Origin of the sequence: Rhizobium jaguaris, from assembly GCF_003627755.1 — a bacterium.
GTDB lineage: Bacteria > Pseudomonadota > Alphaproteobacteria > Rhizobiales > Rhizobiaceae > Rhizobium > Rhizobium jaguaris.
In genome coordinates this window covers 36,567-49,795 of the sequence record NZ_CP032696.1, presented here as the reverse complement: position 1 = coordinate 49,795, position 13,229 = coordinate 36,567, and the positions used below count along the sequence as shown (strand labels likewise).

General features: G+C 59.2%; 11 protein-coding genes and 1 pseudogene. 1 reads left to right on the top strand and 11 read right to left on the bottom strand.

Annotation, left to right across the window (positions count from 1 at the left end):
• Window positions 1-39 precede the first annotated feature (39 nt).
• Window positions 40-1,293, bottom strand: coding sequence for a glycosyltransferase (locus tag CCGE525_RS34425; protein WP_342637470.1), 1,254 nt, complete (start codon window positions 1,291-1,293; stop codon window positions 40-42).
• Window positions 1,294-2,197: 904 nt separating this feature from the next.
• On the opposite strand from CCGE525_RS34425, the gene CCGE525_RS34420 reads away from it, so the two are divergent.
• Complete coding sequence (locus CCGE525_RS34420) at window positions 2,198-3,232, top strand: LacI family DNA-binding transcriptional regulator (RefSeq protein WP_120708832.1); 1,035 nt, start codon at window positions 2,198-2,200, stop codon at window positions 3,230-3,232.
• A gap of 5 nt (window positions 3,233-3,237) precedes the next feature.
• Here CCGE525_RS34420 and CCGE525_RS39950 read toward each other — a convergent pair whose 3' ends face one another.
• From CCGE525_RS39950 to CCGE525_RS39945, 10 genes and pseudogenes are all read right to left on the bottom strand, one after another.
• On the bottom strand, window positions 3,238-4,080 hold the full coding sequence (locus CCGE525_RS39950; protein WP_425375939.1) for an AMP-binding protein: 843 nt from the start codon (window positions 4,078-4,080) through the stop codon (window positions 3,238-3,240).
• A 185-nt stretch (window positions 4,081-4,265) separates the two neighbouring features.
• Window positions 4,266-5,513, bottom strand: a complete 1,248-nt coding sequence (locus CCGE525_RS34405) for an SfnB family sulfur acquisition oxidoreductase (protein WP_120708831.1) — start codon at window positions 5,511-5,513, stop codon at window positions 4,266-4,268.
• A gap of 32 nt (window positions 5,514-5,545) precedes the next feature.
• Entirely contained in the window at window positions 5,546-6,340 is a 795-nt protein-coding gene (locus CCGE525_RS34400) for an ABC transporter ATP-binding protein (protein WP_120708830.1), read from the bottom strand.
• A gap of 89 nt (window positions 6,341-6,429) precedes the next feature.
• Window positions 6,430-7,764 (bottom strand): ABC transporter substrate-binding protein, encoded by a 1,335-nt coding sequence (locus tag CCGE525_RS34395; protein ID WP_120708829.1) that lies wholly within the window; start codon window positions 7,762-7,764, stop codon window positions 6,430-6,432.
• Between the two features lie 96 nt (window positions 7,765-7,860).
• Window positions 7,861-8,904, bottom strand: a complete 1,044-nt coding sequence (locus CCGE525_RS34390) for a branched-chain amino acid ABC transporter permease (protein ID WP_120708828.1) — start codon at window positions 8,902-8,904, stop codon at window positions 7,861-7,863.
• A 1-nt stretch (window position 8,905) separates the two neighbouring features.
• Entirely contained in the window at window positions 8,906-9,802 is an 897-nt protein-coding gene (locus tag CCGE525_RS34385) for a branched-chain amino acid ABC transporter permease (RefSeq protein WP_120708827.1), read from the bottom strand.
• Window positions 9,802-10,713, bottom strand: coding sequence for an ABC transporter ATP-binding protein (locus tag CCGE525_RS34380; protein ID WP_120708826.1), 912 nt, complete (start codon window positions 10,711-10,713; stop codon window positions 9,802-9,804). Before CCGE525_RS34380 ends, CCGE525_RS34385 begins: the two co-directional genes overlap by 1 nt.
• A 120-nt stretch (window positions 10,714-10,833) precedes the next feature.
• Complete coding sequence (gene sfnG, locus CCGE525_RS34375) at window positions 10,834-11,943, bottom strand: dimethylsulfone monooxygenase SfnG (RefSeq protein WP_120708825.1); 1,110 nt, start codon at window positions 11,941-11,943, stop codon at window positions 10,834-10,836.
• 33 nt (window positions 11,944-11,976) lie between these two features.
• On the bottom strand, window positions 11,977-12,558 hold the full coding sequence (gene msuE / locus CCGE525_RS34370) for an FMN reductase (protein WP_120708824.1): 582 nt from the start codon (window positions 12,556-12,558) through the stop codon (window positions 11,977-11,979).
• A 425-nt stretch (window positions 12,559-12,983) separates the two neighbouring features.
• Window positions 12,984-13,085: pseudogene (locus tag CCGE525_RS39945) on the bottom strand (recombinase family protein); the annotation flags it as partial.
• Window positions 13,086-13,229: the final 144 nt, after the last annotated feature.

The following is a 13,229-nucleotide window of genomic DNA, read 5'->3' as shown; positions in this document are numbered from 1 at the left end:
GAATTCGAACAATCCGAATGCACGATCAAACCGCCTGCATCAGGTCGGCGATCCGACAATACGCCTCTTTGCCACCATAGCCTCCAATTCGTCAACGAGACCGGAGGCGGCGATTTCCGCTTTGATGCCATCACCCAAGCGGCGCGCCGCAGCACGATAACCCGGTTCCTGAAGTAGCCGACTGACAGCATCGGCGATCTCAGCCTCACTCGCACTCGGTGGTAGCCTTAGACCAGCTCCCTTCGACACAACTCGTGCCGCATTATCCCCTTGGTCGCGCCCGTTGGGGAGCACCAATTGCGGCAGGCCGTTTATCAACCCTCGGCTGACGGTGCCGTGGCCGCCCTGCGTTACCACAAGGCAGACTTCCTTCATCACTACGTCATGCGGTGCGCCGTGCAGCAGATGCACGTTCGTGGGGGCGACCAGCTTCCCCGCGTCAACATGGGGGCCGATGGTCGCCACCGCGAACACATCCAGCGTACCCAGTGCGCTGATGATCCTTTGGACCAAGTCGTCCTGACCCTGAGCGCCGGAGCTGCAGGCGACGAGCACACGAGGTCGATTGGGGTCCACTGGCCAAGGCGCTTTCCAGCTCTTTGACCAATTTGGTTGCTCCAGCAGCGGCCCAACATAACGAACGTTGTCCGGCAGGAGGTCGGCCGCAAAGTCAAAAGCCCGGCTGATCGCCAGCAAGTACCGATCGGCACATTCGAACAAATCCACCGTCTTGGCTAAGCCGGAGAGGCCGAGGCCGGCACGCGCTTCGTTTAGAATCGAAAGGAATTGGTTTAGGAAGCAAACCCAGTCTTCGTTCGCCGCCGCAGTCGCGATCCGCTCTTCCGGCGTTTGCGGCTGCACGAGTCCGCTGGTGGCCGGCGGAATCCCTGGCAGAGGGCGAAGACTCACATGGGGTGACAACATTGCGATGGGCACGCCCGCAGCTTCGGCGGCCAGTACGGCACCGAACAACATATCGATGGCAACAACAGCATCCGTCGGGACGCGGCCGATCTCATCATGGATGTCGGCCGCATAAGCTGGCGCGGGGCCGAAGACCGCCTTTTGGAACCAGTCGCGCATGTCTGAAAAGCAAGTCGGGTCCGCGTCGATGCCTATTGGGGCACGACGCCAGCACACGAAGTCGAAACCCGCCGCAGCCACTTCACGCTGCATCTCTGGATCGGCCATGATACGGACGCTATGGCCGCGCCCTTGCAGTCGTCGAGCTGCAGTCAACAACGGGGCCAGATTACCCGACGTCCCCCAGGACGCAAGCAAAAAGCTATACACTATGCGTCACCTCAATCATGGATAGAAACCAAAATTCGTCGTAATCGGGCGCCACCAAAGAACTCGTGATCGATAACGGCACCACATGGCGAGGTCTACAGCCGTCACAATCGAAGGTGAGCGTCCCTGTAACTTCCCTCAGCGGACTTTCCTCGGCAGAGATTGGCGCTCCATTACCGCCATCGCGCACGTTCTAACCGCTGTCGTAAGGCCGGAAGGATTCCCAGTTGCACACAGCTCAATTGCGTCTGGAGCCGGCACCATCGGCGGGTGGTCTAGCCGCCTAGCCGACCTCGACAGAGGCAATATGGTCCTGCGAACTTTCGTCAGACACACTCATCTCCGGTGACTTACCGAAGGACCCTCGATCGTCTCCAGCTCGCGGGCCGCGGATGCGATGACTTGCCCGCCTAAGCTTCTTTCAACTCCGTCCGTCGTGCGATTTTTAAGGCCTTCGAGACGCTGCGTAAAATTGATTGTTTGAATGAGTGCAATCGGCGATCGGCATGTCTCTGCTGCGCGCCCCTGCGCCTTGCTCATACTACGCCGTGCTGGAGACTGCGCTTGCGCACGTATTCCGATCGCGCTACCTCCATCAATTCGGAATTTCCAACCTCCGGAACTGCGACGTCCCACTAAAACCCACCTCCCGCCTCCCCAGGTCCGGGTGAAGAATGGGTGTCGATGACGATAAGGAACGCCTTGGTGATCAAGCGCATTTCAAGAACTAAGCCGGACCGTTATCCATAGGCGCGCGATCGCCGTCGGCGTCCGAAAGCGGCGTCACCCTTTGAAAGGTCGCAGACATGAGAGTATTTCCTCCAGAAGAGAGAACCTCCGAAGCTCTCGCGCCAAACTGACTTTAACTGGAAGATGAATTGCGAAAGATTATGAAAGGTTTGACATGTCTCGCCCGACGATCTCAGATTTGGCAAAGGCCGCTAACGTAAGCATTTCAACAGTCGATCGTGTGCTGAACGGCCGCGACTCGGTGCGTCCGCAGACAGTGGAGCGGGTTCTGAGCGCCGCCCGACAGATCGGGTTCCACGGCATGACGGCCATCGAGCGGCGGCTCGAGCACGACAAGCCGGCGATCAAGTTTGGCTTTCTTCTAAAGCGATCTCACCGCAGGCTTTATCAGATGTGGAGCGACATTCTGGTTGCAGCGACCGAAGCCTTTCCTGATGCCGATGGAAGGGCCGTCGTTAGGTTCATGGACGACCTTGCGCCTGACAAAGCTGCCGAGGCAATCTACGCTCTCAGCCGCGAAGCCGACGTCATCGGAATGATCACCTCCGACCACCCGCAAGTGAATCACGCGGTCGATGGCCTCGCCGCAGAAAACATTCCGGTCGTGACCATGATTTCCGACATTTCCACCGCCGCGCGCGCAGGATATGTCGGCAACGATTGTGTCAAGAAGGGCCGTACGGCGGCTTGGTTCATAGCTGGGCTAAATGGCAATGGCGGCAAGGTTTCTGTCTTCGTCGGAAGTCACCGCTATCTTGCCCAAGAGCTGAACGAAATGGGCTTTCGATCGTATTTTCGAGAGACCGCATCGGGCTTCCAGATGTTGGAGACGGTTGCGACCCTTGAAGAGCCCGAGATCGCCTATGAAGCCACACAGCGTCTTCTGCAGACCGAGCCGAATTGGGTCGGTCTCTACGTCGCCGGCGGCGGTATCACAGGCGTGATGAGAGCCTTGCGGGAGGATGGAGGGCCAGCAGCCAAACGCCTTGTCGTCATAGCGCACGAACTTACGAATGAAACAAGAGCCGGTCTCGCTGAGGGTCTGATCAAAGTCGTCCTATCCCATCCAGCGAAGCTGCTAGGAGAGACCATGGTTCGCGCAATGGCGGAAGCGCTTGATACTGACCGATCACCGACTGTGTTGCAGCACATTGTCCCTTTTGAATTTTACACAGCCGCGAATATCTGATGCTTCTATTGTAGTTCATCCATCAGCCGGATGTCGCAAAGTGCATGGCTGATCTCGGCCTTGTTGTGATACTTGGTCAATTCTCCGGCGCGGCATCGGCATGGTGTTGACGACAACGGCGCCCCCTTTGTCGCAGCCAACAAGCACGTCACCATCGCGGGATTATTCGCCGAGCGAATCAGCACCCTGTTGCCCAGCCTCACGCCCAAGTGATCCACAAGCGCGTTTGCGAGGCGATTGGTCCCGTTTGCAAGCTCTTTGTAGGTTCGCCGGCGCCTTGCGCCGATCAAGGCGGCACGATCGCCAAACCCCTTCGCGACCATGGCATCGGTCAGTTCGACAGCGACGTTCAGACGATCAGGGTAATCGAAGCCATCGAGCAGAAGATCGGGCCAGGTGTCCACCGGTGGCAGAATTTCCCGGCTGAAACTGTCCTCATGGGCTGATGGGCTGAGGATATTTCCCTCATGTCCTTTGCGACGGACCGGCGGGCCGGACATTCCTGTCTGGCCCGTCTGGTTCAGGGTATCGTGAGCAAGCTCCTTGGCCAGGAGGACATTAAACCGCACAAGATACGCCACTATCTGAAACGTCGCGATGCCGAGTTCGAGCAGAAGATGGCGGAGGTCTTGTGTGTCCATCGCGAGGTCCAGGTCCTGAAAAAGGCAGCAGCCAAGTTGAACAAATCGGGCATGCGGGTCGCGATCGGCTCCTATGACGAGAAGCCTGGTATCCAGGCAATCAAACCACTGTCCAGGGATCTTGCGGGCGAGATCTCGTTGCACGAACTCGAGCTCGATCCGGGACGAGAACATCCGCTGTTCATAACGGCGCGTCAGCGGGACCAATCCCGAATTTGGACGTCTCCGCTATTCTGGGAGCCTTGAAAATTGATGCTTCTAGACGCAACGGTGCTTGGTAGCTCCTCTTACCATTGACCTGCGCTAGTTTTTGATAGTGCAGATAGCCTCCGCCATGTGTTTGGCAGAGGCCGCATTTGGTTTGCTTCGTCGCGAGAAACCTGTTCGGATCGTCAACTCCATGCATGCAGGGGAGGATTTTCGCCATTCAGGAAGTATCTTCCGAGAATGGCGTATTTCCAGCGCACAGGGTCATGGAGCGTATGGGTGCGCGCATTGCGCCAATGGCGATCGAGATTGTGTTCGGCGAGCGTTGAGCGGGTGCCTGCGAGTTCGAACAGCTTATTGGTCGCCGCAATTGCGATTTCGGTCGACAGGATCTTGGCCTCTGCCGTCACGATCTGCGCTTCGGCGACGGTGTCCGCATTGGGGTTCAGCACGGCGCGATCGATTGCATAGCCGGCTTTTTCCAGAAGCGCTTGCGCGGCATGCAGGCGCAAGGTCAGGTCGCCGACGGCCTGGATCGTATAGGGATCCTCCCAGGCATGATCCTGGCCGCTGTCGACCCATGCCCGGCTCTTGGTGCGCACGAAGGCGACCGTCTCGTCAATGGCGGCCTGCGCGATACCGGTGTCGACGGCAACCTGGATGATCTGGAAAATCGCGCCATCGGCGGTCGGCACTTCATAGCCCTTGTATCCAGGCACGAGATGGGTCTTCGGCACCTTGACGTTGTCGAGCAGCACGGTGCCCGACAGCGTCGTGCGCTGCCCGAACGAGGACCAGTCATCGATGACGGTGAGCCCAGGCGCATCCCGCTCGGCAATCGCATACCAGGCCCGCCCTTCGTCATCGAGCGCGACGATCGGCACGAGATGCGCGAGCAGCGCGCCGGAGGAATAGAACTTGCGCCCGTTGACGACGACGTGGTCGCCGGCATCGGTGAAGCGCGTCTCGAAATCGACCGCCCGTTTGGAACCGAATTCCGAAAAAGCGTTGCCGAAGCGGGTGCCCTTCAGCACCTCGGCAAACAGAAGTTTCTGTTGGGCGGGATCCGATACGGTCCGGATAGCGGCAACGACGCCCAGATGGTTCTGGGCGATCTGGCCGATCGAGGAATCCGCTGCCGATATGATCTCGATAACCTTTGCGAGCGTGGCGTACGACACCTCCGGACCGCCGAAGGCTTTTGGCACATTGATGGACCACAAGCCGCTTTGAGAGAAGGCATCCAGCTCAGCGACGGGCCAAATGCGTTCGCGGTCGCGCTTGGCCGAGTCTTTCACGAATTCGGCGGCAAGCCCGCGGGCAACGGCGATTGCCTCGGCATCGTCTTTGATGACATGGGCAGGCTCGCCCGGGCGAGGAACCGCCGGCACAGCCTTGACGGCATTTTCGGTATTGACCTGTGAGAGCGTCATGATGGTTTCTCCTGGTTGACGATGGCGGCCGATCAGGCCGGTGGGAGGCCTGTTGCGGCGGGTGTGGGTACCGGCGTGGTTTTCTGGCCGAGATAAAATGCCTTAACGTCCTCGCGCCCGCGCAACTCGGCCGCATCTCCCGAAAGCACGGCGGCGCCGTTTTCGAGGACTGTCGCGCGGTCCGCATAGCGCAGAGCAATCGCCGAATTCTGTTCGGCAACGAGAATGGAAAGACCGCTTTCAACATTGAGCCGCCGCAGCGTCCGGAAAATGTCCTGCACGACCATCGGGGCCAGCCCCATGGACGGCTCGTCGAGCACCAAAAGCTTTGGACGCGACATCAGCGCACGGCCGATCGCCGTCATTTGCTGTTCACCGCCTGACGTAAGGCCGGCCAATGCGCGGCGCTTCTCCTTCAGTCGGGGAAAAATCGTGTAGATTCTCTCCAGATCCGCGGCGATCTCGGCGCGCGAGCCGCTCCGTCCGAGACCGCCGGAAACGAGATTTTCCTCGATGGACAAATTGCGGAAGCAATGCCGGCCCTCAAGGACCTGCACCAGACCGGCGCGCACCAATTCGGCCGGCGTTGCCGTGGTGACGTCGCGGCCCTCGTATAGAACGCCGCCGGCGGTAATTTCGCCGCGCTCGGCCGGAAGCAGATTCGAAATTGCCTTGAGAGTCGTCGTCTTGCCGGCGCCGTTAGCACCCAGCAGCGCCAGAATCTCGCCGCGGCGCAGTGTGAGGCTCACACCGTGAAGCGCCGTGATTGCCCCATTATAGGTCGCTTTGATCCCGTCCACGCTCAGCAGAACGTCTTTTCCAGCCATGGTCCACCCAATTTCAGTGCGGTTTCGTAGGCGAGCCGGGCACCGGCAGACGGCAGCATGGCCGCGCTGCCGATGCCCAGCCACGGGGCTCAGTTCGTCACGGCCTGTGCGTCTTCAGACGTGCGCAACTTGATGCCCTTTTCCTTGGCGTAGGCTTCCGACGATTTCTCAATGATCGGCCGGAGCAGTGCCCAGTCCGGCGCAATCCAATCGGAGACGACGTTCCATTTCTTGCCGTCCCACTGCTGGAAGGTCACGTAGCCATTGCCCTCGTGATTGTCCCAGGTGACGTTGATGGAATGGAACAGACCCTTGGCGCCAAGCGCCTCGACGCGAGCCGGATCAAGCTGCAGATGCTCGAAGCCCCAGCGAACCTCGTCGCCAGTCAGGGTCCGGTGTCCGAATTTTTCCTGGGCAATACGGATCGCTTCCACATTCAGGATGCCGTTGACGATGCCGAGATTGTGATAGACGGAGCCGATGCGCTTTTTGTCTTCGAGATTACCCTTGCCGTTGTCGTAGAGCGTCTTCACGATCTCCTGGACGATCGGATACTCCGTGCCGGAAGCCTGGGTGGTGATGGCGGTATATCCCTTCGCGGCGTCGCCGGCCGGGATCACGTCCTCTTCCGAGTTCGACCAGACATTGCCGATGATATGGTCTGCAGGAAAGCCGGTCTTGGCCGCGGTTTTCAGGGCGACCGGGTTCATGACACCCCAGCCGCGCAGCACGACGTAATCCGGCTTGGCGCGGCGGATCGTCAGCCATTGCGCCTGTTGCTCATTGCCGGGATGCGGCACCTCGATCTGCTGCAGTTCGAAGCCGTATTTCTGCGACAGGAGTTCATAGATCGGGATCGTTTCCTTGCCGTAAGGCGAGCCGTGATACAGCACGATGATCTTCTTGCCCTTCAGCTTGTCGAGGCCGCCGAGCTTCGAGCCGATGTAGTTCACGATGCCCGAGGTCTCGCTGTAGGGATTGAGCAGCAGCGGAAAGACATAGGGGAAAACGCGGCCGTCGGTGGAATCCGTGCGACCGTGGTTGATGGTGATCAACGGCACCTTGTCCTGCGTGATGCGGTCGATCATGGCATAGGCGATACCCACGGAAAGCGGGTTCCAGGCGGCGATATTCGGATTGCTCTTGAGACGCTCGTAGGCCTCGACGCCGCGTTCGACCTCGTATTGCGTTTCCGCTTCCGACCAGGTGAGCTTGACGCCGTTGACGCCGCCATCCCGCGTGTTGATGAGGTTCAGGTAATCGATGAAACCGCCGAAGAAGCCGGTACCGCCGGCCGCATAGGGCCCAACGCGATAGCTTTGTAGCGGAAAATATTGTTCGTCGGCATGGGCGGCCGGTATCGCGGCCGAGACGGCCAGTCCAGTTGCTATGACGGCGGCCTTCAATTTCGCAAGCATGGTCATGTTTGGATACACTCCGGGTATTGTCCGGTGTGATGGCCGGAACTGGGTTGAATGAGCGATGGGTTTGATGTCTGCGGAGCTTGTGCCCCGGCTTGGTCAGGCCGGCCTGCTGACGGCAGAGCCGAACCGCCTTCGGATCTCGCCCCAGAGGGAGGAAAGCCCGTCCGGTTCGAGGATCAGAAACAGAATGATCAGGGCGCCGAGCACGATGCGCTGGCTCATGTCGAGCACGCCGGAATCGAAGACATCACCGAGCAGGAACGAGCCCAGTCGGGACAGCACGAGCGGAAAGACGACGATCAGGGCGGCGCCGAGAAAGGCGCCCCGCGTCGAGGCAAGCCCGCCGATGATGATGATGAAAAGGATCTGGAACGATCGGTCGAGATTGAAGCCGGCCGGCTCGACGGTCCTCAGATAAGCAAAGGCCCAAAGCGCTCCCGCAACCGCGATGATGAAAGAGGAGATCGCGAAGGCCAGCAACTTGGTTCTCAGCACGGGCACGCCGATGATGCGCGCCGCGATCTCATTGTCCCGAACGGCGATGAAGTTGCGGCCGGTTTGAGACATCGTCAGCCGATGCGCCAGGAAGGTTAGCACCACGACGATGGTAAGCGAAAAGAGATAGCGGCCTGCCGGACCTGTAAATTCCACGCCGGCAAGCGTCAAAGGTGGCGCATCGATGACGCCTGAAGCAGAGTCGTTGGAAAACCAGCTAAACTTAGTGAGAGCCCACTGCACGAAGAACTGCGCGGCCAGCGTCGACACCGCCAGATAAAAACCCTTCAATCTGAGGCTTGGCAGGCCGAAGACGATGCCAATTACCGCCGCTAGAAGGCCGGCCAGCAAGATACTGACGATCAAAGGCAGGCTATCGACGCGTAGATTAAAATTGTAAGCGGCAAAGGCACCGACGGCCATGAAGGCAGCGCTTCCGAGCGAGACCTGGCCTGCATAACCGGTAAGCAGATTCAGCCCGACCCCGGCAAGGCTGAGCGCCAGGAACGGCAAAAGGATTGCCTCGAACAGATAGGTCGAACCGATAAAGGGAACCACGAGGTAGGCGCCTGCAAGGATGGCAATCGGTGTCAGCCAACGACTGAAGAACCGTGTGAGATGAAGATCGGCGGTAATGACAGCCATATCAGACCCTTTCCACGAGCTTTTGCCCAAACAGGCCGGAGGGGCGGATGAGCAGGAAGGCGAGTGCTGCGACATAGGCGATCCAACTTTCGATGCCGCCGCCGAAATATTCGCCGATATAAACTTCCGCGAGCTTCTCGGTCGCGCCGATCAGGAGACCGCCGACGATCGCACCCAGAATGGAATCAAAGCCGCCGAGCACGAGAACGGGCAGCGCTTTGAGCACCACCAGCGAGAGGGAGAACTGCACGCCGAGCCGGGCGCCCCACAACAGGCCAGCAACCAGCGCCACGACACCGGCAGCCGCCCAGACCGTTGCCCAAATCCAGGGCAGTTTAAGCCCGACCGCAAGCGCGGCGAACTGATCATCTGCTACGGCCCTGAATGCCAACCCAATTCGGGTATAGCGGAAGAAGGCAGACAGCACCGCCACCATCAATCCGGCGACGGCGGCGGCAAATAGATCGAACTGGCTGATGAATACGCCGCCGACATCGAAGGGAACATCCTCGATCCCGAGCTCCAGACCGTGGACCTGCGTGCCCCAGATGAGCTGAGCCGCCCCCTCGATGATATAGGAGAGCCCAAGCGTCGCCATGAAAAGCGTGATCGGCGGCTTGTTGGCCAACGGCCGCAGCACCGTGCGCTCGACGGCGAGACCGATCAGCACCATGACAGCGAATGTAATGACGAGCGCCAAGGCAAAGGGGACGCCGCGCTCAAGAAGGCTGACGAAGGTCAGTGCGGCAAATAGCAACATCGCCCCTTGAGCGAAATTGAGGACGCCCGACGTCTTATAGATCAGCACGAAACCGATGGCGACGAGCGAATACATCACGCCCGACAGCAAGCCGCCAACCAGCACTTCGATCAGAAACAGCCAGTCGAAATCTGCCATCAGATGCCCTCCCCATCCTCGTTTTCCGCGACGACGCCGAGATAGGCGTCGATGACGCGCTCGTCGGAACGGATCTCGTCCGGGCTGCCGTCGGCGATCTTGCGGCCGTAGTCGAGGACCGCGATCCGGTCGGAAAGCTGCATGACCACGCCGATATCGTGTTCGATAAGGATGACCGTGGTGTCATACTGATCTCGGGCAGTCCGGATGAAGTCGGCCATGTCGTTCTTTTCGCTCGCCGTCATTCCCGCCATGGGCTCGTCCAGGAGCAGGACCTTCGGTTCGGCCACCAGCGCGCGGGCGAGCTCGACGCGTTTTTGCAGCCCATAGGGCAGCGTGCCTACGAGACGATCGCTGACCTGATCCAGATGCAGGAACCCGATAATACGGGCCGCCCGCTCACGCGCATCCGCCTCTTCGCGGCGTGCGCGGCCAAGGCCGAGGATCTGTTCGGCAAAGCTCGAGCCCACCGTATAGGCCCGACCGGCGATGACGTTATCGATGACGCTCAAACCCTTGAACAATGCGAGGTTCTGGAACGTGCGCGCAACGCCGAGCGACGCCAGCCGTCCCGTCGGCACATGGCGATAAGTGTGGGAACCGATACGAACATGGCCATGGTTCGAGCGATAGACACCGCTGATGACGTTGATCAGCGAGCTCTTGCCGGCGCCATTCGGACCGATGATCGCCCGGATCTCCCCCGGCTCAACAGAAAGGTCTACATCGACCAAGGCAGCGACGCCACCGAATGACAGGCTGATGCCATGCAAAGAGAGAGCATGGGTCTCTTCGTCATGCTGCGGGATGCCGCCGGTCTTGCCCGGTGGCAACGCGCGGGCAATCTGGTCGCCGGAGCCCCGCAGCGTACCGGGATCCAGCACGTCAAGGGAATAGGTCGCGGCAGGCATTCAGTGTCCTCCATTCGGCTCGGGCGCGGCTTGAACATGGCACGCCAATCCCGTCGGCGTGGACCAATCGGCCCACGCACCCATCATGTTTCACTTATGAGATATTTTGCTGCGGCGAGCCTATTCGGCCGCCACTGGCTGGGTACTAGCAGCCTCTTCGAGCTCACGAACCAGCGGGATCACATGCTTGCCGAAATACTCGACCTCCTCCTGGAAATGCAGGAAACCCAGCAGGATCAGATCCGCACCCGCCTGCTTCAGCGCGACAACCCGCTCGGCAACCTGCCGTGGCGTGCCGATGAGGTTCGAGCGGAAGCCGTCATTATATTGAACGAGATCTTCGAAAGAGGATTTCGCCCAGTTTCCTTCGCCTTCCGGCGACGCCTTGCCGGCGTTCTTCACTTCATGCCCGAAAGCATTGACCGCCTCGGGATTGGCCTTCTCGATGATCTCGGCAAGCACTGCCTTGGCTTCTTCCTCCGTCTCGCGCACGATTGCGAAGGCGTTTACCCCGATCCGCACGGAATGGCCATTCTCCTTGGCCTTCGATCGGATGTCGTCAACCTGCTTGCGGATCTCGGCCGGCGTATTGCCGTTGGTGAAATACCAGTCAGACACCCGGGCCGCCATGTCGCGAGCGGCACGGGAGGAGCCGCCCTGGAAAATCTCCGGCTGCGGGTCGATCGGTTTCGGCTTCAGCGAATAATTGTTGAAGCGATAGAAATCGCCGCGGAAGGTGAAATTGTCCTCGGTCCAGATGCCGCGAAGTGCACGGATGAACTCCTCCGAGCGACGATAGCGCTCATCATGATCAAGCCAGTGCTCGCCAATGGCCGCAAATTCGCCGCGGAACCAGCCACTGACGATATTGACTGCGACGCGCCCGTTGGTCAGGTGGTTGATGGTGGCAATCTGCTTTGCGGCAAGGGCCGGATTCCAAGGACCTGGCAGGATCGCCGCGATCACCTTCAATGTCGTCGTCGATTCAAGCAGGGCGTGACTGAAGGAAACGGACTCATGCTGAAATTCCGCTCCATAACCCGCCGTGAAACGGATCTGGCTCAAGGCATAGTCGAACCCGCTCGCTTCGGCGATCTGCGCAAGCTTTCTGTTGTATTCGATTGTCCAGCTTGTGCGCTGTTCGATATTCGAAATCACCAGGCCGCCCGAAACGTTCGGCACCCAATAAGCAAATTTGACCGGATCGGTCGAGGCATTGGAAAAAGACATCTAAGGGCTCCCTCTTGAATTTCGTTCTATGGACTAAGCCGCCAATCCGCTGTGTTTGCCCGGCGCGGCAGTAGCGGTCGCTCCAATGCCGAGCGCTGGCGTGATTACTGCGACCTCCTCGACGGCTCGATCGATACGCTGGAGGACGGCAGGGTTCGTGAGTTCGTAATCTGTAAAGTCGTCCTCGAGCGCATAGATTGCGGTCGGGAGCGTTAACGCATTGAAGAAGCCGAAGAGCGGGCGCAATTGGTGCTCAAGCATCAGGCCATGCAACGGCGTGCCGCCGGTTGCGGCGAGGACGACACGCTTGCCCGTCAGCGCTCGATAGTCGACGAGGTCAAACAGATGCTTCAGCGCGCCGCTGTAGGACGCGCGATAGACGGGCGATCCAACGATGATGATATCGGCGCCTTCCACCGCGGCAATGATTGCCTTGCCCTCGGTATCGAGCTGGTCCGCTCTAAGCGCGCGAAAGAGCACGGGCGCCGCGTCGACAAGCTCGATGGACTGCACGTGGCCACCAACGCGTTGCCGCAGGCGATCGGCGGCGAGGTTGACCAGAGACGCCGTCCTAGATGGTCTTTTGACGTTGCCACTCAGTGCGAGGATGTTCATATGACGACAGATCCAGTTCGATTAGATAATTTACCCTATATTTTTAGTAGATTTTAGATAGGCGAAGATGTTCTAATCTTCGAAGCAAAGTGGATTGAATTGCTGTTTTCAGCGGCGACTTATCGGAAGAATTTTCTCAAACGCAATCTGTCGTGCATAGCAGATGGGGTGCTGAAGAACTGACGCCGGAGCGGGAGGAAGCTCATCTTCATACCAGTGTGGAGAGCATTCATTTTCCTAAGCGCCCTTACATACTCTATATTTGGCCCTTGATCGCCTCGCGTCTGACGCAGCGCACGCGCTGGAGAGGCCGACGGCGGATTATGGCTGGTCGCCCCAGTGAGCGAAATCGCAACCAGCCTGTCCGTCTGCACCTTGAATCGCGAAATCAGGTTGGGAAAGAGAACGACTTCTTCGGCCGCTGATGATTCCAAGTTAGACATGACCTTTGGTTGTGTTGACTGCCGCACATTAACGACAGCCTTGCGTGCGAGCAGTGATGCCGGAATCAGATCAGTGTTGGCCATCCTCAGTTCCTCGGCTTTCAGACCCGCAGCTTGCATCAAGATCCGGGCGTTCGTTCATACCGCCTTCGCTCATTCCTTGTCGCCCAGCCCTGAACTTCCATCGCGGCACTGATCGGGGGCGGATTGCGAACACGACATGTCCGC

Coding starts and splice junctions, on each gene's coding strand:
- CCGE525_RS34390 (WP_120708828.1), bottom strand. CDS start 8,904: ATGGCTGTCATTACCGCCGATCTTCATCTCACACGGTTCTTCAGTCGT.
- CCGE525_RS34405 (WP_120708831.1), bottom strand. CDS start 5,513: ATGACGCTCTCACAGGTCAATACCGAAAATGCCGTCAAGGCTGTGCCG.
- CCGE525_RS34385 (WP_120708827.1), bottom strand. CDS start 9,802: ATGGCAGATTTCGACTGGCTGTTTCTGATCGAAGTGCTGGTTGGCGGC.
- msuE (WP_120708824.1), bottom strand. CDS start 12,558: ATGAACATCCTCGCACTGAGTGGCAACGTCAAAAGACCATCTAGGACG.
- CCGE525_RS34395 (WP_120708829.1), bottom strand. CDS start 7,764: ATGACCATGCTTGCGAAATTGAAGGCCGCCGTCATAGCAACTGGACTG.
- CCGE525_RS34420 (WP_120708832.1), top strand. CDS start 2,198: ATGTCTCGCCCGACGATCTCAGATTTGGCAAAGGCCGCTAACGTAAGC.
- CCGE525_RS34380 (WP_120708826.1), bottom strand. CDS start 10,713: ATGCCTGCCGCGACCTATTCCCTTGACGTGCTGGATCCCGGTACGCTG.
- CCGE525_RS34400 (WP_120708830.1), bottom strand. CDS start 6,340: ATGGCTGGAAAAGACGTTCTGCTGAGCGTGGACGGGATCAAAGCGACC.
- sfnG (WP_120708825.1), bottom strand. CDS start 11,943: ATGTCTTTTTCCAATGCCTCGACCGATCCGGTCAAATTTGCTTATTGG.